Annotated in this window: 23 protein-coding genes and 1 pseudogene; 9 read left to right on the forward strand and 15 right to left on the reverse strand. The window is 56.3% G+C overall.

Features of this window, described 5'->3' with window-relative positions; genetic code table 11:
* Positions 1-49 precede the first annotated feature (49 nt).
* On the reverse strand, positions 50-1303 hold the full coding sequence (locus SPG90_RS05755) for an MFS transporter (protein ID WP_023311508.1): 1254 nt from the start codon (positions 1301-1303) through the stop codon (positions 50-52).
* A gap of 121 nt (positions 1304-1424) precedes the next feature.
* Between SPG90_RS05755 and SPG90_RS05760 the strand changes: the two genes are divergently transcribed.
* The 3 genes from SPG90_RS05760 (at position 1425) to bioD (ending at position 4498) form a co-directional block, all read left to right on the forward strand.
* The gene (locus tag SPG90_RS05760) at positions 1425-2357 is read left to right on the forward strand and encodes a LysR family transcriptional regulator (protein ID WP_023311509.1); all 933 of its coding nucleotides are present in this window, start codon (positions 1425-1427) and stop codon (positions 2355-2357) included.
* 94 nt (positions 2358-2451) lie between these two features.
* Complete coding sequence (gene mlc / locus SPG90_RS05765) at positions 2452-3672, forward strand: sugar metabolism global transcriptional regulator Mlc (protein ID WP_163353744.1); 1221 nt, start codon at positions 2452-2454, stop codon at positions 3670-3672.
* A gap of 130 nt (positions 3673-3802) precedes the next feature.
* Entirely contained in the window at positions 3803-4498 is a 696-nt protein-coding gene (gene bioD / locus SPG90_RS05770) for a dethiobiotin synthase (RefSeq protein ID WP_045401241.1), read from the forward strand.
* Here bioD and clcB read toward each other — a convergent pair.
* The 7 genes from clcB to SPG90_RS05805 form a co-directional block, all read right to left on the reverse strand.
* Positions 4433-5743, reverse strand: a complete 1311-nt coding sequence (gene clcB, locus SPG90_RS05775; protein ID WP_045401238.1) for a voltage-gated ClC-type chloride channel ClcB — start codon at positions 5741-5743, stop codon at positions 4433-4435. The two genes, bioD and clcB, sit on opposite strands and share 66 nt — an antisense overlap.
* A gap of 103 nt (positions 5744-5846) precedes the next feature.
* Positions 5847-6995, reverse strand: coding sequence for an osmoprotectant ABC transporter ATP-binding protein OsmV (osmV, locus tag SPG90_RS05780; RefSeq protein ID WP_047651336.1), 1149 nt, complete (start codon positions 6993-6995; stop codon positions 5847-5849).
* Positions 6995-7642, reverse strand: a complete 648-nt coding sequence (gene osmW, locus SPG90_RS05785) for an osmoprotectant ABC transporter permease OsmW (RefSeq protein ID WP_322408002.1) — start codon at positions 7640-7642, stop codon at positions 6995-6997. The genes osmV and osmW overlap by 1 nt, the downstream gene beginning before the upstream one ends.
* An 8-nt stretch (positions 7643-7650) precedes the next feature.
* Positions 7651-8550 (reverse strand): osmoprotectant ABC transporter substrate-binding protein OsmX, encoded by a 900-nt coding sequence (gene osmX / locus SPG90_RS05790; protein WP_322408003.1) that lies wholly within the window; start codon positions 8548-8550, stop codon positions 7651-7653.
* A gap of 18 nt (positions 8551-8568) precedes the next feature.
* Positions 8569-9279 carry an osmoprotectant ABC transporter permease OsmY gene (osmY, locus tag SPG90_RS05795; RefSeq protein WP_322408004.1) on the reverse strand — a complete coding sequence of 237 codons (711 nt, stop codon included), beginning with the start codon at positions 9277-9279 and terminating at the stop codon, positions 8569-8571.
* 276 nt (positions 9280-9555) lie between these two features.
* Positions 9556-10293, reverse strand: a complete 738-nt coding sequence (locus SPG90_RS05800) for a YoaK family protein (protein WP_045401233.1) — start codon at positions 10291-10293, stop codon at positions 9556-9558.
* Between the two features lie 153 nt (positions 10294-10446).
* Positions 10447-11070, reverse strand: coding sequence for a glutathione S-transferase family protein (locus tag SPG90_RS05805; protein WP_322408005.1), 624 nt, complete (start codon positions 11068-11070; stop codon positions 10447-10449).
* 194 nt (positions 11071-11264) lie between these two features.
* Here SPG90_RS05805 and SPG90_RS05810 point away from each other — a divergent pair, with 194 nt between their 5' ends.
* Positions 11265-11672, forward strand: coding sequence for a hypothetical protein (locus tag SPG90_RS05810; RefSeq protein ID WP_322408006.1), 408 nt, complete (start codon positions 11265-11267; stop codon positions 11670-11672).
* A 65-nt stretch (positions 11673-11737) separates the two neighbouring features.
* Here SPG90_RS05810 and SPG90_RS05815 read toward each other — a convergent pair whose 3' ends face one another.
* The gene (locus tag SPG90_RS05815; RefSeq protein ID WP_045401217.1) at positions 11738-12148 is read right to left on the reverse strand and encodes a YybH family protein; all 411 of its coding nucleotides are present in this window, start codon (positions 12146-12148) and stop codon (positions 11738-11740) included.
* 395 nt (positions 12149-12543) lie between these two features.
* On the opposite strand from SPG90_RS05815, the gene SPG90_RS05820 reads away from it, so the two are divergent.
* A complete protein-coding gene (locus tag SPG90_RS05820; RefSeq protein ID WP_045401214.1) occupies positions 12544-13065 on the forward strand; it encodes a hypothetical protein in 522 nt (173 codons plus the stop codon).
* Positions 13066-13126: 61 nt separating this feature from the next.
* On the opposite strand, the gene SPG90_RS05825 is transcribed toward SPG90_RS05820, so the two are convergent.
* Positions 13127-13444 (reverse strand): YebG family protein, encoded by a 318-nt coding sequence (locus tag SPG90_RS05825; protein ID WP_045401210.1) that lies wholly within the window; start codon positions 13442-13444, stop codon positions 13127-13129.
* A 70-nt stretch (positions 13445-13514) separates the two neighbouring features.
* Positions 13515-13868 (reverse strand): helix-turn-helix domain-containing protein, encoded by a 354-nt coding sequence (locus SPG90_RS05830; RefSeq protein WP_023311528.1) that lies wholly within the window; start codon positions 13866-13868, stop codon positions 13515-13517.
* A 336-nt stretch (positions 13869-14204) separates the two neighbouring features.
* On the opposite strand from SPG90_RS05830, the gene SPG90_RS05835 reads away from it, so the two are divergent.
* Both SPG90_RS05835 and oqxB read left to right on the forward strand, forming a co-directional pair.
* Entirely contained in the window at positions 14205-15380 is a 1176-nt protein-coding gene (locus tag SPG90_RS05835) for an efflux RND transporter periplasmic adaptor subunit (protein ID WP_239632391.1), read from the forward strand.
* 23 nt (positions 15381-15403) lie between these two features.
* Positions 15404-18559 carry a multidrug efflux RND transporter permease subunit OqxB gene (gene oqxB / locus SPG90_RS05840; protein ID WP_023311530.1) on the forward strand — a complete coding sequence of 1052 codons (3156 nt, stop codon included), beginning with the start codon at positions 15404-15406 and terminating at the stop codon, positions 18557-18559.
* A gap of 97 nt (positions 18560-18656) precedes the next feature.
* On the opposite strand, the gene SPG90_RS05845 is transcribed toward oqxB, so the two are convergent.
* The 3 genes and pseudogenes from SPG90_RS05845 to SPG90_RS05855 all read right to left on the reverse strand — a co-directional run bounded on the left by SPG90_RS05845 (position 18657) and on the right by SPG90_RS05855 (position 20791).
* The gene (locus SPG90_RS05845) at positions 18657-19136 is read right to left on the reverse strand and encodes an RrF2 family transcriptional regulator (protein ID WP_029739386.1); all 480 of its coding nucleotides are present in this window, start codon (positions 19134-19136) and stop codon (positions 18657-18659) included.
* A 137-nt stretch (positions 19137-19273) separates the two neighbouring features.
* Positions 19274-20114: pseudogene (locus tag SPG90_RS05850) on the reverse strand (sensor histidine kinase).
* Positions 20114-20791: a response regulator transcription factor gene (locus SPG90_RS05855; protein WP_045354785.1), complete on the reverse strand. Its 678-nt coding sequence runs from the start codon at positions 20789-20791 to the stop codon at positions 20114-20116. The pseudogene SPG90_RS05850 and the gene SPG90_RS05855 overlap by 1 nt, the downstream one beginning before the upstream one ends.
* Positions 20792-20993: 202 nt before the next feature.
* On the opposite strand from SPG90_RS05855, the gene SPG90_RS05860 reads away from it, so the two are divergent.
* Entirely contained in the window at positions 20994-21830 is an 837-nt protein-coding gene (locus SPG90_RS05860) for a MipA/OmpV family protein (protein ID WP_126303221.1), read from the forward strand.
* A gap of 122 nt (positions 21831-21952) precedes the next feature.
* Here SPG90_RS05860 and SPG90_RS05865 read toward each other — a convergent pair whose 3' ends face one another.
* On the reverse strand, positions 21953-22501 hold the full coding sequence (locus tag SPG90_RS05865; RefSeq protein WP_322408007.1) for a hypothetical protein: 549 nt from the start codon (positions 22499-22501) through the stop codon (positions 21953-21955).
* A gap of 254 nt (positions 22502-22755) precedes the next feature.
* Between SPG90_RS05865 and SPG90_RS05870 the strand changes: the two genes are divergently transcribed.
* Positions 22756-23181, forward strand: a complete 426-nt coding sequence (locus SPG90_RS05870; RefSeq protein ID WP_045401204.1) for a VOC family protein — start codon at positions 22756-22758, stop codon at positions 23179-23181.
* Positions 23182-23339 lie beyond the last annotated feature (158 nt).

A 23339-nucleotide genomic window follows, 5' to 3' on the forward strand; every position in this document is an offset into this window, starting at 1 on the left:
ATGACAAAAATTAGCATCGGCTTGATTTAAACACGAAGGCGCTGGAATGTTAATGCAGACGTTTATGCAAACTGGTGCCCACCAGCAGCGCCGCGCACAGCATCAGCGCGATAAACCCGCCCACGCCGTTCCAGCCGTAGTAATGCCAGAACACGCCGCCGAGGGTCCCGGCGATGCTGGAACCCAGGTAATAGCTAAACAGATACAGCGATGATGCCTGTCCTTTGGCGCGACGCGCGCGCGGGCCAATCCAGCTGCTGGCGACCGAGTGGGCGGCGAAGAACCCGGCGGAGAAGAGCAGCATCCCGGCAAAGATGAACCACAGCGAGGATAATAGCGTCAGCAGCAGGCCGAGTAACATTACGCCCGTGAATACCAGCAGTACCGGCCCGCGTCCATAGCGTGCGGTCATCGCCCCGGCTTTTGGCGAGCTCCAGGTGCCGGTGAGATAGGCCACAGAAAGCAAACCGACAACGGCCTGATTCAGATGCCACGGCGAGAGCATCAGGCGGTAGCCAATATAGTTAAACAGCGTGACGAAGGCGCCCATCAGCAGGAATCCCATCAGAAACAGGCGCGGCAAACCTTTGTCGCGCCAGTGCAGGCGGAAGTTGATAAACAGCGTTTTCGGGCGTAGCGATGTCGGCCGGAAATGACGCGATTCCGGCAGAATTTTCCAGAACATCAGGGCCGATGCCAGCGCAAAACATCCGATTACCGCCAGCGCAATACGCCAGTTAAAGAAGTCCGTAAACACCCCGCTCAGCAGGCGGCCGCTCATTCCGCCAATCGAGTTCCCGCTGATGTAAAGCCCCATAGAGAAAGCAACAAAGCTCGGGTGGATCTCCTCGCTGAGGTAGGTCATCCCGACCGCCGCCACGCCGCTGAGCGAGAGCCCAATCAGCGCGCGCATTACCAGAATGCCGTGCCAGCTGGTCATCATGGTCGAGAGTAACGTACAGACCGACGCCAGCATCAGCGCGGTCACCATCACCGGTTTACGGCCAATGGCGTCGGACAGCGGCCCGGTAAAGAGCAGCCCAATCGCCAGCATGCCGGTAGAAATAGAGAGTGAAACGCTGCTGCTGGCAGGCGATACGCCAAACTCATGAGAGAGAACGGGCAGGATCGGCTGAACGCAATAGAGCAGGGCGAAGGTCGCCAGACCGGCGGAAAAGAGCGCCAGCGTGACGCGCATAAATTGGGGGGTACCACGTTTAATGAACTGGACCGGCTGCGGTGCTGCGGGTAAATCATTGATATCTCTTGCCGGATCGATATCAATAGTCGTTGTACGGCTCACACTGTTTCCTTGCTTAAACATCCCCGTGATTTCTGGTGACGGGTATGACCACATGTTCAGGGTAGGAAAATGTAAATATTCTGTCTAATATATTAATAATCTCAAATGATACTTTAAAAATATGAATATCGAGCTGCGTCATCTTCGCTACTTTGTCGCCGTTGCCGAGGAGCTGCATTTTGGCCGCGCGGCGGCACGGCTGAATATCTCTCAGCCACCGTTAAGCCAGCAGATTCAGATCCTGGAGCAGCAGGTCGGGGCGCGCCTTCTGGCCCGCACCAACCGCAGCGTGAGCCTGACGGCGGCGGGTAAGCAGTTCCTGATCGACAGCCGACAAATTCTGAGCATGGTCGATGACGCCGCCGCCCGTGCAGAACGGCTCTATCTCGGAGAAGCCGGAGAGCTGCGAATCGGGTTTACCTCGTCCGCGCCGTTCATCAGCGCCGTCTCGGAGACCCTTTCGTCATTCCGTCGCCACTTTCCGGATGTTCATATTCAGACGCGCGAAATCAATACCCGCGAGCAGATTGCGCCGCTGAATGAGGGTTCGCTGGATCTGGGGCTGATGCGTAACACCCAGCTGCCGGACTCGCTGGCGTGGGAGGTGATCCTGCGCGAGCCGCTGATGGCCATGATCCCGCACGATCACCCGCTGGCGTCGCGTCCGGCGGTCTCGCTGGCAGAGCTGGCAAAAGAGCCGTTTGTCTTTTTTGACCCGCAGGTCGGGACGGGCCTGTATGACGATATCCTGGGGCTGATGCGCCGCTACGATCTTGCCCCGGTCATCACCCAGGAGGTAGGGGAAGCGATGACCATTATCGGCCTGGTCGCGGCCGGTCTGGGCGTGTCTATTCTTCCGGCCTCCTTTAAGCGGGTGCAGCTGCGTGAAATGCGCTGGGTGACCATTGCCGAAGAGGATGCCGTTTCCGAAATGTGGCTGGTGTGGTCAAAACATCGTGAACAGAGCCATGCCGCACAGCGCTTCAAACAGCAGCTAATGAGCGCCTCTGCCGGGCGGCATTTTCACGGAAAAGAGGGTAAAAATGTGCGGTAAATCACATGGCTAAGTAAATATTTGACGACGGCCATGGAAGTGCTTCACCATAGCAAACAGTTTATTTCGAAGCTCGAAAATAAGGGAGTACGAGGTGGTTGCTGATAGTCAGCCAGGGCATATCGATCAGATTAAGCAGACCAACGCTGGCGCGGTGTATCGCCTGATTGATCAGCTTGGTCCGGTTTCGCGTATCGATCTTTCGCGCCTGGCACAACTGGCACCTGCCAGTATCACCAAGATTGTCCGTGAGATGCTGGAAGCGCACCTGGTTCAGGAGACGGAAATTCAGGAACCGGGCAGCCGTGGCCGTCCGGCAGTCGGGCTGGTGGTTGAAACGGAAGCCTGGCACTACCTGTCACTGCGCATCAGCCGGGGGGAGATCTTCCTTGCGCTGCGCGACCTGAGCAGCAAGCTGGTGGTGGAAGACCGGCTTGAACTGCCGCTCAACGCGGAGGAACCTCTCCTCGACGCGATTGTCTCGCATATCGATCACTTCTTTATCCGCCATCAGCAGCGGCTTGAACGTTTAACGGCGATTGCCATCACCATGCCGGGAATTATTGATACCGAAAATGGTATTGTTCACCGCATGCCTTTTTACGACGATGTTAAAGAGATGCCGCTGGGTGAGGTGCTGAAAAATCATACCGGCGTGCCGGTCTATATTCAGCATGACATCAGCGCCTGGACGATGGCGGAGGCGCTGTTTGGCGCGTCGCGCGGCGCGCGGGATGTGATTCAGGTGGTCATCGACCATAACGTTGGGGCGGGCGTGATTACCGACGGACGTCTTCTCCACGCCGGGAGCAGTAGCCTGGTGGAAATTGGCCACACCCAGGTCGATCCGTACGGCAAGCGCTGCTACTGCGGGAACCACGGCTGTCTGGAGACCATTGCCAGCGTGGAAAGCGTGCTGGAGCTGGCGCAGGTCAGGCTCAGCCAGTCCATGAGCTCCTCGCTGCACGGACAACCCCTAACGGTGGATTCGCTCTGCGCCGCCGCGCGCCAGGGCGATCTGCTGGCGAAGGACATTATTACCGGGGTGGGGAATAACGTTGGCCGCATTCTGGCCATTATGGTGAACCTCTTCAACCCGCAAAAAATCCTGATTGGCTCGCCGCTCAGCCAGGCGGCGGAGATCCTTTTTCCGGCGATTACGGCCTGTATTCAGCAGCAGTCGCTTCCCGCGTACAGCAAAAATATCGCGGTAGAAAGTACCCAGTTTTCCAACCAGGGAACCATGGCCGGCGCGGCGCTGGTCAAAGATGCCATGTATAACGGCTCGCTGTTGATCCGCCTGTTACAGGGTTAACTCTTTTCCGCTGATGTAAGAAAAATTGCGCTATCTCAAGCCGGGTAGCGCATGCATCCCGTAGACTTCCTCCACTGAATTATTTACCTGGTTTATATTTTCGAAGCATACCCAAGAGGTGGAGTGAGTCATGCTTAAGCGTTTCTTTGTTACTGGTACAGATACCTCTGTCGGCAAGACCGTCGTATCCCGCGCATTGCTGCAGGCGCTGGCAGCAAGCGGTAAAAGCGTGGCAGGGTACAAACCGGTCGCAAAAGGCAGTAAAGAGACGCCAGAGGGATTGCGTAATAAAGACGCCCTGGTACTGCAAAGCGTCTCGTCGCTGGAACTGCCTTATCACGCGGTCAATCCCATTGCGTTAAGCGAAGAGGAGAGCAGCGTAGCGCACAGCGGCCTGATTAATTATCCCCTGTTGTCCGACGGACTGGCGAACCTGAGCGAGAAGGTTGATCACGTGGTGGTGGAAGGGACGGGCGGCTGGCGCAGCCTGATGAACGACCTGCGCCCGCTTTCTGAATGGGTCGTGCAGGAGCAGCTTCCGGTGGTGATGGTGGTGGGTATCCAGGAAGGGTGCATCAACCACGCGCTGCTGACGGCCCAGGCGATTGCCAATGACGGCCTGCCGCTGATTGGCTGGGTGGCAAACCGCATCAACCCGGGCCTGGCGCACTACGCGGAGATTATCGACGTGCTGAGCAAAAAACTGCCCGGACCGCTGGTGGGTGAACTGCCTTATCTGCCGCGCGCCGAGCAGCGCGAGCTAGCGCAGTACATCGATCTCTCTGCCCTCGGTGGCGTGTTGACCGTAGACCGAGTCGTGGCGTAACGTCCGCGACAGCACGGACGCGACCACGCAGGCGACCAGCAGGCCGGGCAGTAAAAGATATTGCCCGGTCATTTCACAGACCATCAGCGCCGACATAATGGGCGCATGCGTGGTCGCGGCAAGTAGAGTTGCCATCCCCGCCAGCCCCAGCAGAATCGCCGTCTCAGAACCCGGTAGCCACAGCGCGAACAGCTGCGCAAACAGCATCCCTGTTGCCATCCCGACAAACAGCGTAGGTGTAAACACCCCTCCGGGCGCGCCCGATCCGCTGCTCGCCAGCACTGCCAGCAGCTTACAGATGAACACCCCGGCAATGACCGTCAGCAGCGGCGGAGCGAGCAGAAAAGCCTGAACCACGCTGTAGCCATTCCCCCACACCTTCGGCGTGAGGAGAGACAGCAGCCCGACGATCGCACCGCCCAGCGCCAGCTGCCACGGCGGCGAAAGCTTGAGGCGCAGGAAAAGCCCGTGGCTGAAGTCCATCAGCCACATCAGCAGCGGTCCGCAGAGGCCCGCCACCAGCCCCATCGCGACGAGAAGAGCATAATCGGCCGCGGTAAGGATGCCGCTCAGATGGACCGCGTAGAGCGTACCCGCGCCCGGAGCCAGGAGCTGCGTCGTAAGCAGCGCCACCACCGCCGCAATCACCACGGGGCCGAGCGAGGCCAGCATCAGCGTGCCAAACAGAATTTCCGCGATGAACAGGCTTCCGGCAAGGGGGGCGTGATAGGCGCTGGCCATCCCGGCGGCGGCACCGCAGGCTATCCATAATTTCCATTCGGATTTGGGCGTAAAGCGCCGGGCGAAAAGGGAGGCGGCGAGGGCGGCAAGCAGGATCATCGCCCCTTCACGCCCGATGGCGCTTCCGCTGGCCACGACCAGCAGCGAGGCAAGGGATTTCACAAGGCTGGCGCCGTAGTCAAACTGGCCGTCTCCGGTCTCCAGCGCCTCCATGTAATCGGTAGGGGCATGAGGCCGCTGCGCGGTCAGACGCTGCCATCCCCAGAGCAGCAGCCCGGCAGCCAGCCCGCCCAGCGCGGGCGTCAGCGCGCGCCGCCAGGGCGAGAGCGACGCGGCGGCATTCACCAGGCTGCCGCTGTCGTTGCTGAGAAGCAGCCACTCCAGCAGGTACATGCTGTGTCGGAATACCGCCACGGCCAGCGCGGCCAGCACGCCGGTGACGGTGGCAATCAGCAGGCGACGAAACATCGCGCGGATGTCAGGGTAGGTATGAAGACGTTGCATGGGTCGCGTTTTAACGGGGACGATACGATATTGTGGCGGGAAATCGCGGGGTTAGCAAAAGGTCTGCGTGCGAAAAAGGCCGGGCGATGCCCGGCCAGAAAGGTTAGCTGTCGCTATGAATATTCAGCGCCCGGCGCGTGCGTCCGGAGCTCAGGTACTCAGCAATATAGTCCTGCGAAATCTCGCCGTTGTAGCGCCCGTCCTCATCCACGATCGGCATCCAGCTGGTGTTGCTCTCATACAGACGTGAAAGCACCACGCGCAGGTTGTCTTCCGCCTTGCCGGTCATGCGGAACGTATGCAGGATGTCGGCGCAGGTCCCGCTGGCGTTACGCGCTTCGCGACGCTTCACAAAGCCCAGCGGCTTGCCGTGCTCGTCAACCACGGTAATCGCGCGAATATCGTTATCATCCATGGTCGCAAAGGCTTCAGGGAGGGGAGTAGAGCCCCGCACCGTAATGGTCGGCTGCTGGTCTGTGACGTCGCCCGCCGATACCAACAGCAGACGCTTCAGGGTGCGGTCCTGACCGACAAACGAGCCGACAAACTCATTCGCCGGTTTCGCCAGCAGTTCATCGGGGCTTGCGCACTGCACGATTTTCCCCTGACGGAACACCGCAATACGGTCGCCGAGCTTCAGGGCCTCGTCGATATCGTGGCTCACCAGCATGACGGTTTTTTTCAGCTTGCGCTGCATCTCCAGGAACTGGTTCTGGATCACCTCGCGGTTGATCGGGTCCACCGCGCCGAAGGGTTCATCCATCAGCAGTACCGGAGGATCAGCCGCCAGGGCGCGGATCACGCCGATACGCTGCTGCTGGCCGCCGGACATCTCGCGCGGGTAGCGATTCAGGAACTTATGCGGATCCATCGCCACCATATCCATCAGCTCTTCGGCGCGGGTTTTGCAGCGCGCTTTATCCCAGCCCAGCATGCGCGGCACGACGGTGATGTTCTCTTCGATTGTCATATTCGGAAACAGGCCAATCTGCTGGATCACGTAGCCGATGTTGCGGCGCAGGGTGACGGTGTCCATCCCGCTGGTGTCTTCACCGTTGATCAGGATCGTCCCGCTGCTTGGGGTAATGAGGCGGTTAATCATCTTCAGGGTGGTGGTCTTTCCGCAGCCGGACGGGCCGAGCAGGACGCACATTTCCCCTTCGGGCACGGTCAGATTAACGTTGTCGACGGCCTTAAAGGTCTGTCCGTGCTTCTGTGAAAATTGTTTGGTGAGGTTTTCCAGTTTTATCATTATCGAATCCCCTTTGGAGTCAGAACCACCTGCATACGATGCAGCAGCCAGTCGAGCACAATCGCTAAAAGACAAATCATCAGCGCGCCCGCAATCAACATGCGAATATCGCTTCCGCCAATGCCGTTGAGCAGCAGCAGGCCCAGTCCGCCCGCGCCGATCACGGCGGCAATCGCCATCACGCCGATATTCATCACCACGGCGGTGCGGATGCCGCCGAAAATCACCGGCAGCGCCATCGGGATCTCAACCCAGCGCAGCCGCTGCCAGAAGGTCATGCCGATACCGCGTCCGGCTTCACGCAGGCCCGGCGGCAGGCTGTCGAGCGCCGTATGGGTGTTACGCACGATCGGCAGCAGCGAGTAGAGAAACACCGCCGTAATGGCGGGCAGGGCGCCAATTCCCTGACCGATCAGCGAAAACAGCGGGATCATCAGGCCAAACAGCGCAATGGACGGAATGGTCAGCACGATGGTGGCAATCCCCAGCACCGGCGTTGCCAGCCACTTGTGGCGAACAATCAGAATGCCGAGCGGGACCCCGATGAGAATGGCTAAGCCCACGGCCAGCGCCACCAGCCACAGATGCTGCAGCGTCAGGGTTAACAGGTAGTCCCAGTTGTCCAGAATGTAGTGAATCGTCTCCATAGCGCCTCCTACAGCAGCTGTTTGCTACGCAGGAAATCACGGGCGACCTGCTGCGGTGACTGATGGTCGATATCCACCTTCTTGTTCAGTTCGGTGATAACGTCGTTGTTGAGCTGGGCAGAGAGGGTGTTGAGCGCCTCTTCCAGGCCCGGATTGGCCTCCAGCGTGTCCTTACGGACTACCGGGGTGACGGCATAGCTCGGGAAGAAGCCTTTATCATCTTCCAGCACCTTGAGGTCGAAGCCCTTCACGCGCCCGTCGGTGGTGTAAATCAGTCCGGCGTCGACGAAGTCGTCGCGCACCGCGTTATAGACCAGACCGGGGTCCATCTGACGGATCTGCGGGCGGTCCAGGTCCATCTTATAGGCGGCCTGAAGCGGCTTCATCCCGTCGCTGCGTCCGGCAAACTCCAGGTCTAAGCCCAGCAGCCAGTTTTTGTCCGGGTTGGTTTTACGGACCTGCTCAATCTTCGCCACCATCTCCGACATGGTATTGATATGTTCCGCCTCGGCGCGCTTGCGCTGCATGGCGAACGCATAGGTGTTGTTCATGTCGGCGGGCTTGAGCCAGACCAGACCGTGCTTCGCGTCCAGGCGTTTCACCGTCTCGTAAGACTCTTGGGGCGACATGCGCTTGTTGATGTGGTTAAAGATGATCAGCGACGTGCCGGTATACTCCCAGGTCATATCAATCTGCTTGTTGATCATCGCGTTGCGGGAGATCACCGTGGCGATATTGGTTTGCGGCTGCACCTGGAATCCTTTCTTCTGCAGGTACTGCACGGTCATCGCCGAGAGAATGTGCTGCTCGGTAAAGCTCTTGGTCGCCAGAATCAGCGGGGCCGCCATCGCCTGGCTGGTGAACAGCGCCGCGGCACACAGCGCCGTCAGGCCGGAAAACAGTCTCATAAAAGCTCCTTGTTATTGTTATCGAGCGAGATGGGGACTCATCGCGCGACCCAGCGCCGACAGCAGGGTATCGAGGATCAGGGCGAACAGGGCGGTGGCCGCCGCGCCGAGGATCAGGGTCGGGAAATCGTTCAGGTAAATGCCGGGGAAAATCAGTTCGCCGTAGCTGCTGGCGCCAATCAGGAACGCCAGCGGTGCGGTACCGACGTTAATGGCGGTGGCGATGCGGATCCCCGAGAGCATGACCGGCCAGGCGGCAGGCAGCTCTACCTGGCGCAGACGCTGCCATTTGGTCATCCCGATGCCGTTTGCCGCTTCCAGCAGCGACGGCGGGACCGAGCACAGCCCGGCGTAGGTATTGCGCACGATCGGCAGCAGCGAGGCGAGGAACAGGGCGATGATGGCGGGCGTATCGCCAATGCCAATCACCACCATCGCCAGCGCCAGAACGGCCAGCGGCGGCAGCGTATTGCCGACGTTGAAGATTTGCATCACATATTCGGCGATACCCCGCGCGGCCGGGCGGCTCAGCAGAATACCGGCTGGAATACCCACCAGCAGGGCAAAAAACATCGATGAGAAAACCAGAATCATGTGCTGTTGCCCGAGATAAACCAGGTCAACCTGGCGCGCCCTGATCGTTTCCAGCCCAATGCCCCAGACGAGGAGGGCGAGAACCACGATAATGGCGCCGACAAACAGCAGCGAACGTTTGAGTAATGGGTGCATTGCGGTGTGTCTCCCTGTGCGCATGCGTTATAGCAACCATCGGTTGCCTGTTGTTATGCCATGTTTCGGCAGGGGTATTTCACCTATAGCAAGCGTTTGGGAAGGGTTCCAGCGAAGGGGTAAAATCAGTAACCCTATGAAAACAGTGACAACCTTGTGTTAGGCCTGATGGCATAAGGGCTGATTGAGGGTCAGGCAGAATAGTCCTAAAGCGAATCTTTAGATGTGACGGTGTCACATATAAAGGGCTCATACGCCGGATATCGGTCATTAACTTCACAGAGAGGCACGAACCCGTCGAACCCGCGTCGAGACGGTGATAATTGAAACGATAGCGACCACGGCGAGCATCAACCCGAGCGCCAGCATGGCGTTAAACCCGATCCACCTGAACAGCAGCAGCCCCGTGATACCGCCCGTAATAAACGAGAAAAGGGTGGTTAAGTGGGTTTTCAGCTGGCTTTTTTGCGCCGCCGTATCTTTGGAGTAATCCCTGCGCAGCATCGCCACCAGTACCGAGGCCAGGGAGATCCCCGCGTCCGTCAGCGTGCCGGTAATGTGCGTCGATCTTACCCGTCCGCCGGAAAGCTGCGTGGAGGTAGAATTATGAATGCCCATCAGAAAGCAGAGAAAAAGAATTATCTCGCGGTTGCTGGTGAGGGCATGAAAATACATTTCGTAGAAAGAGACGCCGGTCAGTAATATCCCCTCGACAAACAGGATCTGGCAAAAAACCAGCCTGACGTTATGGATAATCCCCCATATCACGATCGCGCGCGCAATAATGGCGCCGGCCACAAAAGAGAGAATAATCGAGCCGAAGAAAATAATATCGCTGAGATCGGTGGAGGAGACTTCGCTGGATAACTGTGAGGTGTTGCCGGTCATGTGTGAGGGGAAAAAACCAAATGCCCCGAGGGCGATGGCGTTTAGTAAACCTGCCGAGGTCGCCAGCCAGAGAGCAAGCCGGCGATCTTCCTTATGCGTTCGTTCTTTCTTGAGTCTAATCAGCAAGAATACCTCCAGGTTGAGCGTTGCCTGACTATTCAGGCTAGCAAAGCAGTGCAACGGGCTGTCCAGGATATGGCTTAATTATTATTCCCTCTGACGACTTTCAGGGTTAAGTAATTAAATAAAATATCCTTGCTCAACATCGGGGCGTAAATTTTAAATCATGCCGTTATTGCCGTGACGCAAAAAAGCCGGGCGCTGGTTAAGACGTTCAAACCAGGCCTCAATCGCGGGCACGTCGGGCTTATCAAACGGCGTCATCTTCCAGCGATTCACCGACAGCCCAAGCACGACATCCGCAAGGGTAAACGTCTCGCCCGCCGCAAAGGCCCCGGTGCGCTGCAGCTGGTTTTCCAGAATGGTGATGCAGTGGTTCCACTCTTTTATTCCCACCGCAATACGTTCTGGATCGTTAAAGTCCGGGTTTTTACGCCCCAGCGCCGGGAAGACATAGCGCCAGGCGTTGTTAAATTCAGTGGCCTGCCAGTCCATCCAGCGCTCAACGTTAGCGCAGGCTTGCGGTTCTGCGGGCAGCAGATCGTGACGTTCGGGCTTGCGCGCCAGATAGCGGCAGATGGAATTGGACTCCCACAGCACGAAATCGCCATCAATCAGCACCGGCACCATGGCGTTGGGGTTCAGGGCGCGGAAGGCGTCCGTTTCCGTCGAGGCGAAACCGCTGCCGTAATCTTCCTGCTGATAGGCGATGCCCGCTTCTTCGCAGGTCCAGAGCACTTTACGAACGTTGATGGAGGTGGTTTTACCGAGGATGCCGATCATTGCGCAGGTGTCCTTTAGAAGAATGAGTTGTTTAGAAACAATACACCAGTTATACGGTTGAGGTTGGGGCAAAATTTGGTGGGGCGTGCTCTGTCTGACCCCGGTAAACTTTTCTGGAAGGCGCTTCGCAAACCGCAAAGTAACCTTATGGAATTCAGCGTTATGTCTTTTCCTCTACGGGGTGCGGTCGTAAAGTGCCTGCGTTGCGGCACATCCGCCTGCAACTTATCTCCCGGCCGCTTCCGGCTGATGCCGATCTCTTTAATTTCGCCGACAACTGCGCCGCGCTGGTGAGCGTGCTGGTCGAAACCGATGATGTCGCGAGCCGTACCGCGCTGTGCGAGCGTCTCCTTCAGTCTTTGCGCAAGCTGCGCGAACTCTGCGATGTCGATCTTCCGCCGGACCTGATCGCGCAGTTGATCATGGGGGAGAAAATGAACTCCTGCGTGCCGGACTGCTGGCAGGACACCGTTACTCAGGTGGACTATGCACTGGCGCTGACGCAAGCGGTTATGGGTGGAACGCTGCCCGCTCACGTAGCGAAAGAGCTTACGGGCTTGCTGCACGATATGGTGTGGCTGCTGGCTGAGTTTGTGAAGTAGCCGCGCATTACTGCGCATTAAGTACGCTGACGTGGAGGGGCGGTAGCGCCCCTTTGAAAGCGTGATTAACGTGATGCGTTCCCCGTATCCAGAAGCGACGTTCCGTGGGAGTTGTCGATGGTACAAAGCCAGCGACCGTCGCTTTCCTGTCGAAAAACATAGGTTGCGCGGCGGGACATTTCCGTTATCCCACCCTGACCATCAGGAAAACGCAGAACGGTTTCCATGATAACGAGGGCATTGTCACCGCCTTCGATCACCTGCATCTCTCCTTGTTCCACAATCAATTGGTCCTGGAAATAATCAGAAATGGCAATAAACGCGCTGCGAATATTTTCTTTTCCGTTAACCGTCATGCCGGGCTTGACCACCAGAGCCGCGTCGTCGGCGTAGTACTCCATCAGGGCGTCATAGTTTTTGGTCGTGATGGCGCGATCGCAGGATTCGATGATCTGGCGTAGCGGATGTGGGGTCATGCGAGTTTCCTTGTTAAGGGCTAAACAGGTATTAACGTAACAGTCTGGCGTGTTTGTATAGCTACCAGGTCTTATGGATGGTGCTGTGGGTTTGAAGTGGAGGCGCTAAGTAACGTTACGTTTGCAATGAGTGGGACGCAAACATAGCTAACACATTCCGCAGATATCACGGCGATAATTGTTCAGTTGCCTAAAAATAGACCAGCACTAATGGCAGAGTTTACCGGAGGATTTAGTTTAAGCTGGAAAATTTCTCTAAAGTTTTTCGCGGAATAGCCGTTCAGTTAATGAGAACTTTGGTCAACAGATATTGTGGTCAAATAAAGTGTAGCATCTTGTAGTTAATTATATTTTTTTAGTTGCTATAAATAAAATTTATTTAACTAGGGGTAGTGATGATTAAAATCTTAGGGTTTATATTCGTAATGCTTACTGCCGGGTGTTCAACGCCAGGGAAGCCGGCGTTCTATTATACCTGGACACAATATAAAACTGGTGTTGAAGTGATGCTGGTTAATGAACCCCAGTATAAAGATGGTTTTGATGGAATTCTCCGCCTCGACGATAAAGGTGAATACGCAGTAATGACCGTTTACTACGGTGGGGATTTGTCTGGTCATTTTGGTTACGTCACCAAGGCCAGCCTCGAACATTGGATAACTTTGTACACTAACTTTTTAAAATGGGATCCGACAAAACCAGCACAGACGACGAAATTCAATATTCCGGATAATCTCTCGTGGACTCATAAAAGCTACGATGTTGAGTATCAATTTATGAACGGCAAAAAACTATTTATCATAAGGAAGCACGGTAATGGTAACTGGTTTGTAGACTTCTCAGTGCTCTCGATGGATGAAGCCAATATAACGAAATTGAATGAAGTCTATATCGAATTGAGAGAGAGGCTGAAATAGCCCGTGAAGTATTACTCTACAAGCCTCCGTTGGGAGGCTTTTTTCTTTCTGGCAGAATAAATCAGGCCGCTTTCACCGCCCTGATTTTTTTCGTGTCAGCCGCATCGGATTCAGTTTTATCCGCTGCAGCTGGGGCATTGAGATCGGGAAGCTTGCTAGTACGCAGAATATGCTGCACGGTCTCTTTCTGCTCGGCGAGATACAGGCCAAGATTTTCAGCCTGCGTTTCATCCATCTGCATTCCGCTTTGCAACAGCCAGTCGGTGAACGCATCTGCCATATCGAGCAGCTTGTCGTGAGCGTCAGCCTCTTTCTTACTGGCAAATGTCATTTTCTCTTCACCTTTTCTTATGACAACATATTTTGTTTCAACAGCCATCGTGCACCTCGCTATACTGTATTTATATACAGTGTAGCAGCAACAGATGGACGTTGCAGCAAAATATGCATTACTGGCGAAGCTGCTGTGTTTCCGGGCCACCCATACTCCGCCGCCATGCCCCAGGCGCCTGACCATACTGACGCTTAAAGCTGCGGTTGAAGGACTGCTGGGAGTCGAAGCCCAGCGCGATCGCCACGTTTAGAATAGGCTCATCGCTGCGGGTTAAGCGCTCAACCGATTTTTGCAGCTTTTGCGCGCGAATATACCCGGCGAGGGGATAGCCCGTATGCTCTTTGAAGAGGCGCTGGAGGTGCCATTTTGAGTAGCCGGACCGCCTGGCGACGGACTCAATGTCCAGACGGCTATCCAGGTTGTTGTCGATCCAGTCGAGTAAATCATGCATAAATGCGCCAGTGTTCATCTGGTTACTCCCACGCTGCCTGTCAAAAAGTATCTTTGTCTGTTGCATTAAAAGGTGGCGCGTTTTTATATTAATTGCAAGTTTTATTGTTGCATTTAAATCCCTGACCGAAACGGGTCTTTTCACATCCGCTCAAATAGCACATAAAGTGCAACAATTATTCTTGCACTTAGTTAAGCGCCTTCCTACAATCGCCGCGATAGTGTATTCGCAACTGTTACAGTTTTGTGGCGATGAACGACACAAATGGCCTTGAGATAGCCACCGGACAAAGGAAGTGGCGCAGTGCCTCCTGCTGCGTCTTGCCCGGCGGCGACAATTACCGGAATAAAAATAATGAGCCTGCAAAAAACCTGGGGTAACTTTCATCTGAACGCGCTGGGGGCCATGTTGCTCTCCGTGCTGCTCGTCGGATGCGACAACAGCGTCGCGCAAAACGCCGCGCCGCCTGCGCCCGCCGTCAGCGCTGCTGACGTGGTGGTGAAATCCATTAGCCAGTGGGATAGCTTTAACGGCCGGATTGAAGCGGTGGAGAGCGTTCAGCTCCGTCCGCGCGTTTCCGGCTACATTGATAAAGTGAATTACACCGACGGCCAGGAAGTGAAGAAGGGCGAGGTGCTGTTCACGATTGATGACCGAACCTATCGCGCGGCGCTGGAACAGGCGCAGGCGAACCTGGCGAGAGCTAAAACGCAGGCCAGCCTGGCGCAAAGTGAGGCTAATCGTACCGATAAGCTGGTCAATACCAACGTTGTCTCCCGCGAAGAGTGGGAGCAGCGTCGTTCGGCCGCCACTCAGGCGCAGGCCGATATTCGTGCCGCGCAGGCAGCAGTTGACGCCGCGCAGCTCAACCTGGACTTCACCAAAGTCACCGCGCCTATCGACGGTCGCGCCAGCCGGGCGCTGATCACCAGCGGCAACCTGGTGACTGCGGGCGACACCGCCAGCGTTCTCACCACGCTGGTCTCGCAGAAGACGGTTTACGTCTACTTTGACGTGGACGAGTCGACCTACCTTCACTACCAGAATCTGGCCCGCAGCGGGCAGGGGGCGTCCAGCAATCACACGGCGCTTCCGGTTGAGATTGGCCTGACGGGCGAGGAGGGATATCCCCACCAGGGCAAAGTGGACTTCCTGGATAACCAGCTGACGCCGAGTACCGGCACCATCCGTATGCGCGCGCTGCTGGATAACGCGCAGCGTCAGTTCACGCCGGGACTTTTTGCCCGCGTACGCCTGCCGGGCAGCGCGGAGTTCAAAGCCACGCTTATCGACGACAAAGCGGTGCTGACCGATCAGGATCGTAAGTACGTTTATATCGTCGATAAAGAGGGGAAAGCGCAGCGCCGCGACATCACGCCGGGCCGTCTGGCAGACGGTTTACGCATCGTGCGGCAGGGGCTGAACCCTGGCGATAAAGTCATCGTCGAGGGTTTACAAAAAGTGTTTATGCCGGGGATGCCGGTTAACGCGAAAACCGTTGCCATGACCGCCGCCAGCGCCCTCAACTGATCCCTTGACCTGAGAATCCATCCATGGACTTTTCCCGCTTTTTCATCGACAGGCCGATTTTTGCCGCGGTGCTGTCGATTCTGATTTTTATCACAGGGTTAATCGCCATCCCGCTACTGCCGGTGAGCGAATATCCTGACGTCGTGCCGCCAAGCGTGCAGGTTCGCGCGGAGTACCCGGGCGCCAACCCGAAAGTGATTGCTGAGACCGTGGCGACGCCGCTGGAAGAGGCGATCAACGGCGTTGAGAACATGATGTACATGAAGTCCGTCGCGGGCTCCGACGGCGTGCTGGTGACCACCGTCACCTTCCGTCCGGGAACCGACCCGGATCAGGCGCAGGTGCAGGTGCAGAACCGCGTCGCGCAGGCCGAAGCGCGTCTGCCGGAAGACGTGCGGCGCCTGGGTATTACCACCCAGAAACAGTCCCCGACGCTGACGCTGGTGGTGCATCTGTTTTCGCCCAACGGTAAGTACGACTCCCTGTATATGCGTAACTACGCCACGCTGAAGGTGAAGGACGAGCTGGCGCGCCTGCCCGGCGTCGGCCAGATCCAGATTTTCGGCTCGGGCGAGTACGCGATGCGCGTCTGGCTTGATCCCAACAAGGTGGCGGCCCGCGGGCTGACCGCGTCGGACGTGGTGACGGCGATGCAGGAGCAGAACGTTCAGGTATCCGCCGGGCAGCTTGGCGCCGAGCCGCTGCCGAAAGAGAGCGATTTCCTGATCTCCATTAACGCCCAGGGGCGTCTGCATACCGAAGAAGAGTTCGGCAATATTGTCCTGAAAACGACGCAGGACGGTACGGTCGTCCGCCTGCGCGACGTGGCGCGTATCGAAATGGGGTCCGGCAGCTATGCGCTGCGTTCCCAGCTGAATAATAAAGACGCGGTCGGGATTGGTATCTTCCAGTCGCCGGGGGCGAACGCCATTGATTTGTCTAACGCGGTGCGCGCGAAAATGGACGAACTGTCCACGCGCTTCCCGGCAGATATGAAGTGGGCGGCACCTTACGATCCAACCGTTTTCGTGCGCGACTCCATCCGTGCGGTCGTGCAAACGCTGCTGGAAGCGGTGGTGCTGGTAGTGCTGGTGGTGATCCTGTTCCTGCAAACCTGGCGCGCGTCGATCATTCCGCTGATCGCGGTGCCGGTTTCGGTGGTGGGTACCTTCAGCATTCTCTACCTGCTCGGCTTCTCGCTGAACACCCTGAGCTTGTTCGGGCTGGTGCTGGCCATCGGTATCGTGGTGGACGATGCCATCGTGGTGGTGGAAAACGTCGAGCGAAACATAGAAGAGGGGCTTGCTCCGCTTGCGGCGGCGCATCAGGCGATGCGCGAAGTGTCCGGGCCGATTATCGCGATTGCGCTGGTGCTGTGCGCGGTGTTTGTGCCGATGGCGTTTCTCTCGGGCGTTACCGGTCAGTTCTACAAGCAGTTTGCGGTGACGATCGCGATATCTACGGTGATTTCAGCGATTAACTCGCTGACGCTCTCTCCGGCGTTGGCGGCACTGCTGTTAAAACCGCACGGCGCGCCGAAGGATTTCCCGACCCGGCTTATCGATCGTCTGTTCGGCTGGATTTTCCGTCCGTTTAACCGCTTTTTCCACCGCAGCTCGAACGGCTATCAGGGGCTGGTGGGCAAAACGCTGGGACGACGCGGCTCGGTATTTGTGGTGTATCTGCTGCTGCTCTGTGCCGCTGGCGTCATGTTTAAAGCGGTTCCCGGCGGGTTTATTCCGACGCAGGATAAGCTGTACCTGATTGGCGGCGTGAAAATGCCGGAAGGTTCTTCGCTGGCGCGCACCGACGCGGTGATCCGCAAAATGAGCGAAATCGGGATGAATACCGAAGGCGTGGACTACGCGGTTGCGTTCCCGGGGCTGAACGCGCTGCAGTTCACCAACACGCCGAATACCGGGACGGTCTTCTTTGGCCTGAAGCCGTTCGATCAGCGCAAACATACTGCGGCGGAAATTAACGCTGAGATCAACGCGAAAATCGCGCAAATTCAGGAAGGTTTTGGCTTCTCCATTCTGCCACCGCCGATTTTAGGGCTGGGTCAGGGGTCGGGCTATTCTCTGTACATTCAGGATCGCGGCGGTCTGGGGTATGGGGCGCTGCAAAACGCGGTGAACACCATGTCCGGTGCGATTATGCAGACGCCGGGAATGCACTTCCCGATCTCAACCTACCAGGCTAACGTTCCGCAGCTGGACGTGCAGGTAGACCGTGATAAGGCGAAAGCGCAGGGCGTATTGCTGACCGATCTTTTCGGTACGCTGCAAACCTATCTTGGCTCGTCGTACGTGAACGACTTTAACCAGTTCGGCCGTACCTGGCGCGTGATGGCGCAGGCCGACGGACAGTTCCGCGACAGCGTGGAAGATATTGCGAATCTGCGCACCCGTAATAGCCAGGGCGAAATGGTGCCGATTGGCAGCATGGTGAAAATCACGACCACCTACGGCCCGGATCCGGTGATCCGCTACAACGGCTACCCGGCGGCAGATCTGATTGGCGATGCCGACCCGCGCGTGCTTTCGTCTGCGCAGGCGATGACGCAGCTGGACGCCATGTCTAAGCAGATCCTGCCAAACGGGATGAACATTGAATGGACGGACCTGAGCTTCCAGCAGGCGACGCAGGGCAACACGGCGCTGATCGTCTTCCCGGTCGCGGTGCTGCTGGCGTTCCTGGTCCTGGCGGCGCTGTATGAAAGCTGGACGCTGCCGCTGGCGGTGATCCTTATCGTGCCGATGACCATGCTCTCCGCGCTGTTTGGCGTCTGGCTGACCGGTGGCGATAACAACGTCTTCGTGCAGGTGGGGCTGGTGGTTCTGATGGGGCTGGCGTGTAAAAACGCGATTCTTATCGTGGAGTTTGCCCGCGAGCTGGAAATTCAGGGCAAAGGCATTATGGAAGCCGCGCTGGAGGCGTGCCGCCTGCGTTTACGTCCGATTGTGATGACCTCCATCGCATTTATTGCCGGGACTATTCCGCTGATCCTCGGCCACGGCGCGGGCGCAGAAGTGCGCGGCGTCACCGGGATCACGGTCTTCTCCGGGATGCTGGGCGTGACGCTGTTTGGTCTGTTCCTGACGCCGGTGTTTTACGTGACGCTGCGTAAGTTCGTGACGCGCGGGAAAAAAGAGGAAAGGGACGTTCTGCCCGCGTAGGAATGCTGCAGATAATAAAAAACCGCCTGCACTGTGAAGGCGGTTTTTTTACATCTGAATATGGGCCGGGTAAGCGCAGCGCCAGCCGGCAAGATCGTTACGACGTTTTTTGATACTGGGCAATAAGGTCGGGGAGCGGATCCCATCCGCTGCTATCGGCGTTTTTGACCGCTTCGAGGGCGCTTGCCACGGTATGGCGGGCCAGTACCGCTAACGAAGCCTCCTCGGCTTCTTCGGATATCGATTTGAAGTACCAGCAGGCGTTAGCGCTGACCACGCAGCGGGCCGGCACGTCAGGGCGCGACGCCCAAAGCTTTTTATCTTCGATAACCGAAAGGTAGATGTCGCGCAGGGTGATCTCTTCCGGCGGGCGACCAAGATGAATTGAGCCGTTACGGCCAAGCGTTGAGACGATAATGCCGTCACGCGTCAGCGGAACCATCAATTTGCGGATGAAGCTCGGGTTCGCTTCCAGGCCGTAGGCCAGAATCGCACTCGTAGAACGTTCACCCAATTGCTCCGCCATCGCTACGCTGAGAACCATCTGCAAAGCTGTCGGGAAGCGGTAATCTAACATTTCTCTGTCCTGGGTTGCGGTGAATCTTGTTCTTTTTGGCACCGCAGAGGTGAATAAGCAATAAACAACAATATAACAAATACGGTAATTATTTTGAAGCAATCTGCGGCATTTGCGATCGAACCCCCCGTTCTGATTTAGCAAAACGTGCGGTTCGGGAAGTCAACCGTCACCATCAGGCCACCTTCAGCGGAAGTACTCAGGTTTACGCTGCTGTTGTGTTGCTGCGCCACCGCCTTGACGATGGCAAGCCCCAGCCCGCTCCCGCTTTGCACCTGATTGGGGTCGCGGAAAAACCGGTCGAACACGCGCTCGCGCAGTTCAACCGAAATACCGGGCCCTACATCTGAAACGCGAAGCCGCGCGAAGCCATCTGCTATGCAGACATCGACCTGAATCCGCCCGCCCTCGGGACTGTACTTCACGGCGTTCTCAATGAGGTTATCAATAAGCGACACCAGGCGTTCCCTGACGCCGGGGATCCAGATGCCATCCTCGGCGAAGAATTCCAGTTCTATCCTGCGCGCAGAGGCCAGCGGTTCCAGCTCGGCCATTCGCTCCTGGATGAGCGTCGTCAGCGGCACGGTCTCCATTTCCGTATCAATGCGCGCTTCGCTGTGCATCATCAGAAGCAGCTGGTTGACGAGACGCGCTGCCCGGCTGTTGCTGCGAATCACCCCCGCAAGCAGCTCCTGCTGGCTCTCGCTGATGACCCAGGACTGCAGCGCTTCCACGTTGATGCGCATCGCCGCGAGGGGGGTACGCAGCTCGTGCGCGGCATCCGCAATGAAAACCCGTTCCCTTTCCGCGCTAAACGGTTTCGTATGTTTTACTGCCCGTGAGGATGGGAGGGCTGCGCAGGTCCTCCCACAGAATGAAGGTTAGAAAAAGACACCACAGCAGGGTCAGCAGCATCTGGGCGATGATAATTCGGCGCACCAGCGTCGGGCGCCTCAGGTGATACCAGACGTTTTGCATTAACCGGTCACCTTTTGAATGGAGACGGTATCAATGACGTACCCGACGCCCCGCACCGTCCGCACATAGCCGTCGCCGATTTTTCTCCGCAAGTTTCCCATATGCACATCGAGCGCATTGCTGAGGTTCTCTTTGTTGCCGAATATCCGTTCTTCCAGAAACCGCCGCGTAATCACGCGGTCAGCGCGCAGCATCAGCGTTTCCAGCAGCGCATATTCACTCGCCGTCAGGTCTACGTGGCGCGCGCTCACCGTCACGCGGCGCGTCGGAACATGAAGCGATAAGCCTCGAATTTCTATCGCTTCATTCTCGAAGCCGTAGCTGCGCCGCGCCAGGGCTCTGACTCGCGCCAGCAGTTCGGCGAGAATAAAAGGCTTGACGAGATAGTCGTCCGCACCGGCATCCAGCCCGCAAAGCCGGTCCTGCAGCGTGCCTCGCGCCGTCAGGATGATGACCGGGATCCCCTTGAGCTGCTGACGCAAACGCGCCATCAGGCTCATGCCATCGCCGTCGGGCAGCCCCAGGTCGAGCAAAATAAGTTCCGGCACGCAGACGTCCAGCTGATGCAGCGCATCCTCTTTGCGGCGTACCCATATGACGTCAAATCCTTGATCCGAGAGGGCGATACGTACGCCGTTGCCGAGATCCAGGTCGTCTTCGATTAGTAAAATTTTCACACTGGCAACTGTATCAACCGTGAATGAAGAACATCTTAAGAAAAAAACGGTATCAGGAAACCTGCCCGGTCTACAGCGCCTGCTCGCGCTTCAGTGTTTCTTCATGTTCGGCTCATAAGAACCTTAGGGTCGGTATTCAAAATGGGCGTTCTGGCGGTTAACCGCATGCATCGTCATCATTTGAATCCAAGGGGCTTCTTTAATGAGAAACATCGAACTTCGTCATACGTTCCCTCATTTACTTCCGGGCCGAAGCCTGAAAAACCTCGTGCCGGGCTTCGTTCTGGCGTTACTGACCATGCCTGCGCTGGCGGCAGAACAGAGTCAGGGTAACGTCTTAACGCTGGGAGGCGGCGTGGACGTCGCGCCGCGCTGCTCGGGTTCCGATAAAACCCGCGTCAGTGCGGCTCAGGTGGTGGATTACGCCATGGCAAACGGCTTTTTTATCGGCACCACGAGAGGGATCGGTTACGGCAACAACATTGGCAACCTGGACTACAGCGCCGCGCTGAGCTATCGAGTTGGGCGTAAAGATAAAGACGTGAGCAGCGATTCCATCAGCTCCGGCAGCGACGAGCTGCGAGGAATGGGCGAGATAAAAGGCTCTGCAATCATTGTGCCCGGGCTGGAGTACAGGGTGAGCGACTGGCTTCACCTGCAGATGCAGGCAGAGGTACCGGTTTCAGAAAGAGACAACGGTGAAGCGGTTCATTTCGGCATTTCCAGCCCGTTCTACACCTCATCAAAAAATGAGGTGACGCTGGCGCTGACCGGCAGCTGGGGATCAGGCAAGTATATGCAGACCTACTATGGGGTCAGCGCCGCCCAGTCGAGCGCATCGGGCTTTGCCCGACATGACGCCGGGGCCGGGATTTATAGCTACTCGATGAATCTGGACTGGACCCACAGGCTTACCTCGCGCTGGAGCGTCCTTGCCTCAGCGGGCGTTACGCAGCTGACGGGGGATGCGGGTGATAGCCCCATTGTGCAACGCAAAACATCGCCCACGGGGAGTTTGAAGGTGACGTACAGTTTTTGATGTTGGCTGCGGTGGCTTAACGTTTTGAGCACGCACTTGCGGTAATTAATGCCGCTCCGGTTGAGATGGCGGGGCGGTTCCCTTTGCAGACAGTTACAGCACTGCACACGTGGTTGACGGATTTATCTAAAGCTCCATTGTGCCGTAATGACAAACACGGAAGGTATGATAATACCCACATCCATTCCAAAATAAGACGTAAAATTATACTGGAACCCATGATATATATAGGGCGAAAATCCTATCCCCGTTGCTTTTTTAAAATCATGGTATGAACCATGGTCACCACAATCATCGAAAGTATCAAAGAAAAATTCACCTACATAGCCATAGATTCCTTTAAAAACCCAACCGTTATCCCATCCAGCCCAGTCTCTTCTTACGCCGGCAGCCAGGCATCTGTCATTAAAGCTGTTTTTCATTGTCCCTAGCACAAGACTGTATTTCGACGTATCCGAGAATTTCCTCTCAACGGATATGAACTTATTTTTAAAGTTCTCCGTGTATTGTCCTCGATTATGCGTCAGATGATAAACGTATGAGCCGGTATTTATTGAATACAGATTTATTTCATCTGCAGAGCAATGCAACGTAAAAAGATAAAAACTTCCGCACCACAGCCATGTGGGCCATCTTTTCCGATCTGTCTGCTTATGTGGAATATTATCCATATTCGCTCACTTTAGCTAACGTACTGAAATTATAAGGACTATTTTCGATCTTCAGCTGGATAAATTTTAGCATACATACCAAAACTCGAGATATTCACGTCACGGATTGGGGGCTGAAATTACGATAGAACATGTTCTGCGAACCCTTACCCCAAGCGCTTACACGAGTGAAAATCAGCCTTTTTGCCGCCGCTAAAATCATAGCCTCTGAGGTATAATCGCTGTTCAGAAAAAGGCAAAGAGGATGTGACAAGATGCTGACTTATATCACTATAGGTACAAATGATCTTCAGCGCGCCGCGGCGTTTTATGACGCGATTTTTAAAGTGCTTGGCTATTCACGTTTGCCTGCCTGGACCAAGGACTGGGCAATGTGGGGAGATGAAAATAATCCAGATGAGGGGTTTAGCTTCTGTATTTGTCCTCCCTTTGACCGACAACCCGCAACGGCGGGAAACGGGACCATGTTCGCATTCCGTGCAGCTAACGCGGAGCTTGTCAGACGTTTCCATGCAGCAGGCCTTCTTGCGGGAGGAAAGAGTGAAGGCATGCCAGGGACACGAACCGCGTACGGCCCCGATTTTTATGTTGCCTATCTGCGCGATCCTGACGGGCATAAGCTGGCATGCGTTTGTCAGCATTATTCTCCTGAAGCCGATACGTTCCCATGCGAAGAATAGTCACAAGCGGTCGTTTTTGAGCTATGTTTAACACCAGTCAGAATAATAAATAGTTGAACTGTTATTAGATTCTGAATAGTGGCGGCCTTAATCCGGAGCATTTGAAAGCCAGAACCTCACTGAGAAGTGTGCCAGCATGACGTGGCTAATATTCCTGT

It is taken from the genome of Enterobacter sp. D2, from assembly GCF_034427575.1.
GTDB classification, from domain to species: Bacteria; Pseudomonadota; Gammaproteobacteria; order Enterobacterales; family Enterobacteriaceae; genus Enterobacter; species Enterobacter cloacae_M.

Coding starts and splice junctions, on each gene's coding strand:
- SPG90_RS05815 (WP_045401217.1), bottom strand. CDS start 12,148: ATGACCCCACATCCGCTACGCCAGATCATCGAATCCTGCGATCGCGCC.
- bioD (WP_045401241.1), top strand. CDS start 3,803: ATGCTTAAGCGTTTCTTTGTTACTGGTACAGATACCTCTGTCGGCAAG.
- osmV (WP_047651336.1), bottom strand. CDS start 6,995: ATGATAAAACTGGAAAACCTCACCAAACAATTTTCACAGAAGCACGGA.
- SPG90_RS05835 (WP_239632391.1), top strand. CDS start 14,205: ATGAGCCTGCAAAAAACCTGGGGTAACTTTCATCTGAACGCGCTGGGG.
- SPG90_RS05865 (WP_322408007.1), bottom strand. CDS start 22,501: ATGGATAATATTCCACATAAGCAGACAGATCGGAAAAGATGGCCCACA.
- SPG90_RS05805 (WP_322408005.1), bottom strand. CDS start 11,070: ATGATCGGCATCCTCGGTAAAACCACCTCCATCAACGTTCGTAAAGTG.
- SPG90_RS05830 (WP_023311528.1), bottom strand. CDS start 13,868: ATGAACACTGGCGCATTTATGCATGATTTACTCGACTGGATCGACAAC.
- osmW (WP_322408002.1), bottom strand. CDS start 7,642: ATGGAGACGATTCACTACATTCTGGACAACTGGGACTACCTGTTAACC.
- SPG90_RS05760 (WP_023311509.1), top strand. CDS start 1,425: ATGAATATCGAGCTGCGTCATCTTCGCTACTTTGTCGCCGTTGCCGAG.
- oqxB (WP_023311530.1), top strand. CDS start 15,404: ATGGACTTTTCCCGCTTTTTCATCGACAGGCCGATTTTTGCCGCGGTG.
- SPG90_RS05845 (WP_029739386.1), bottom strand. CDS start 19,136: ATGTTAGATTACCGCTTCCCGACAGCTTTGCAGATGGTTCTCAGCGTA.
- SPG90_RS05825 (WP_045401210.1), bottom strand. CDS start 13,444: ATGGCTGTTGAAACAAAATATGTTGTCATAAGAAAAGGTGAAGAGAAA.
- osmX (WP_322408003.1), bottom strand. CDS start 8,550: ATGAGACTGTTTTCCGGCCTGACGGCGCTGTGTGCCGCGGCGCTGTTC.
- osmY (WP_322408004.1), bottom strand. CDS start 9,279: ATGCACCCATTACTCAAACGTTCGCTGCTGTTTGTCGGCGCCATTATC.
- SPG90_RS05860 (WP_126303221.1), top strand. CDS start 20,994: ATGAGAAACATCGAACTTCGTCATACGTTCCCTCATTTACTTCCGGGC.
- clcB (WP_045401238.1), bottom strand. CDS start 5,743: ATGCAACGTCTTCATACCTACCCTGACATCCGCGCGATGTTTCGTCGC.
- SPG90_RS05820 (WP_045401214.1), top strand. CDS start 12,544: ATGATTAAAATCTTAGGGTTTATATTCGTAATGCTTACTGCCGGGTGT.
- SPG90_RS05870 (WP_045401204.1), top strand. CDS start 22,756: ATGCTGACTTATATCACTATAGGTACAAATGATCTTCAGCGCGCCGCG.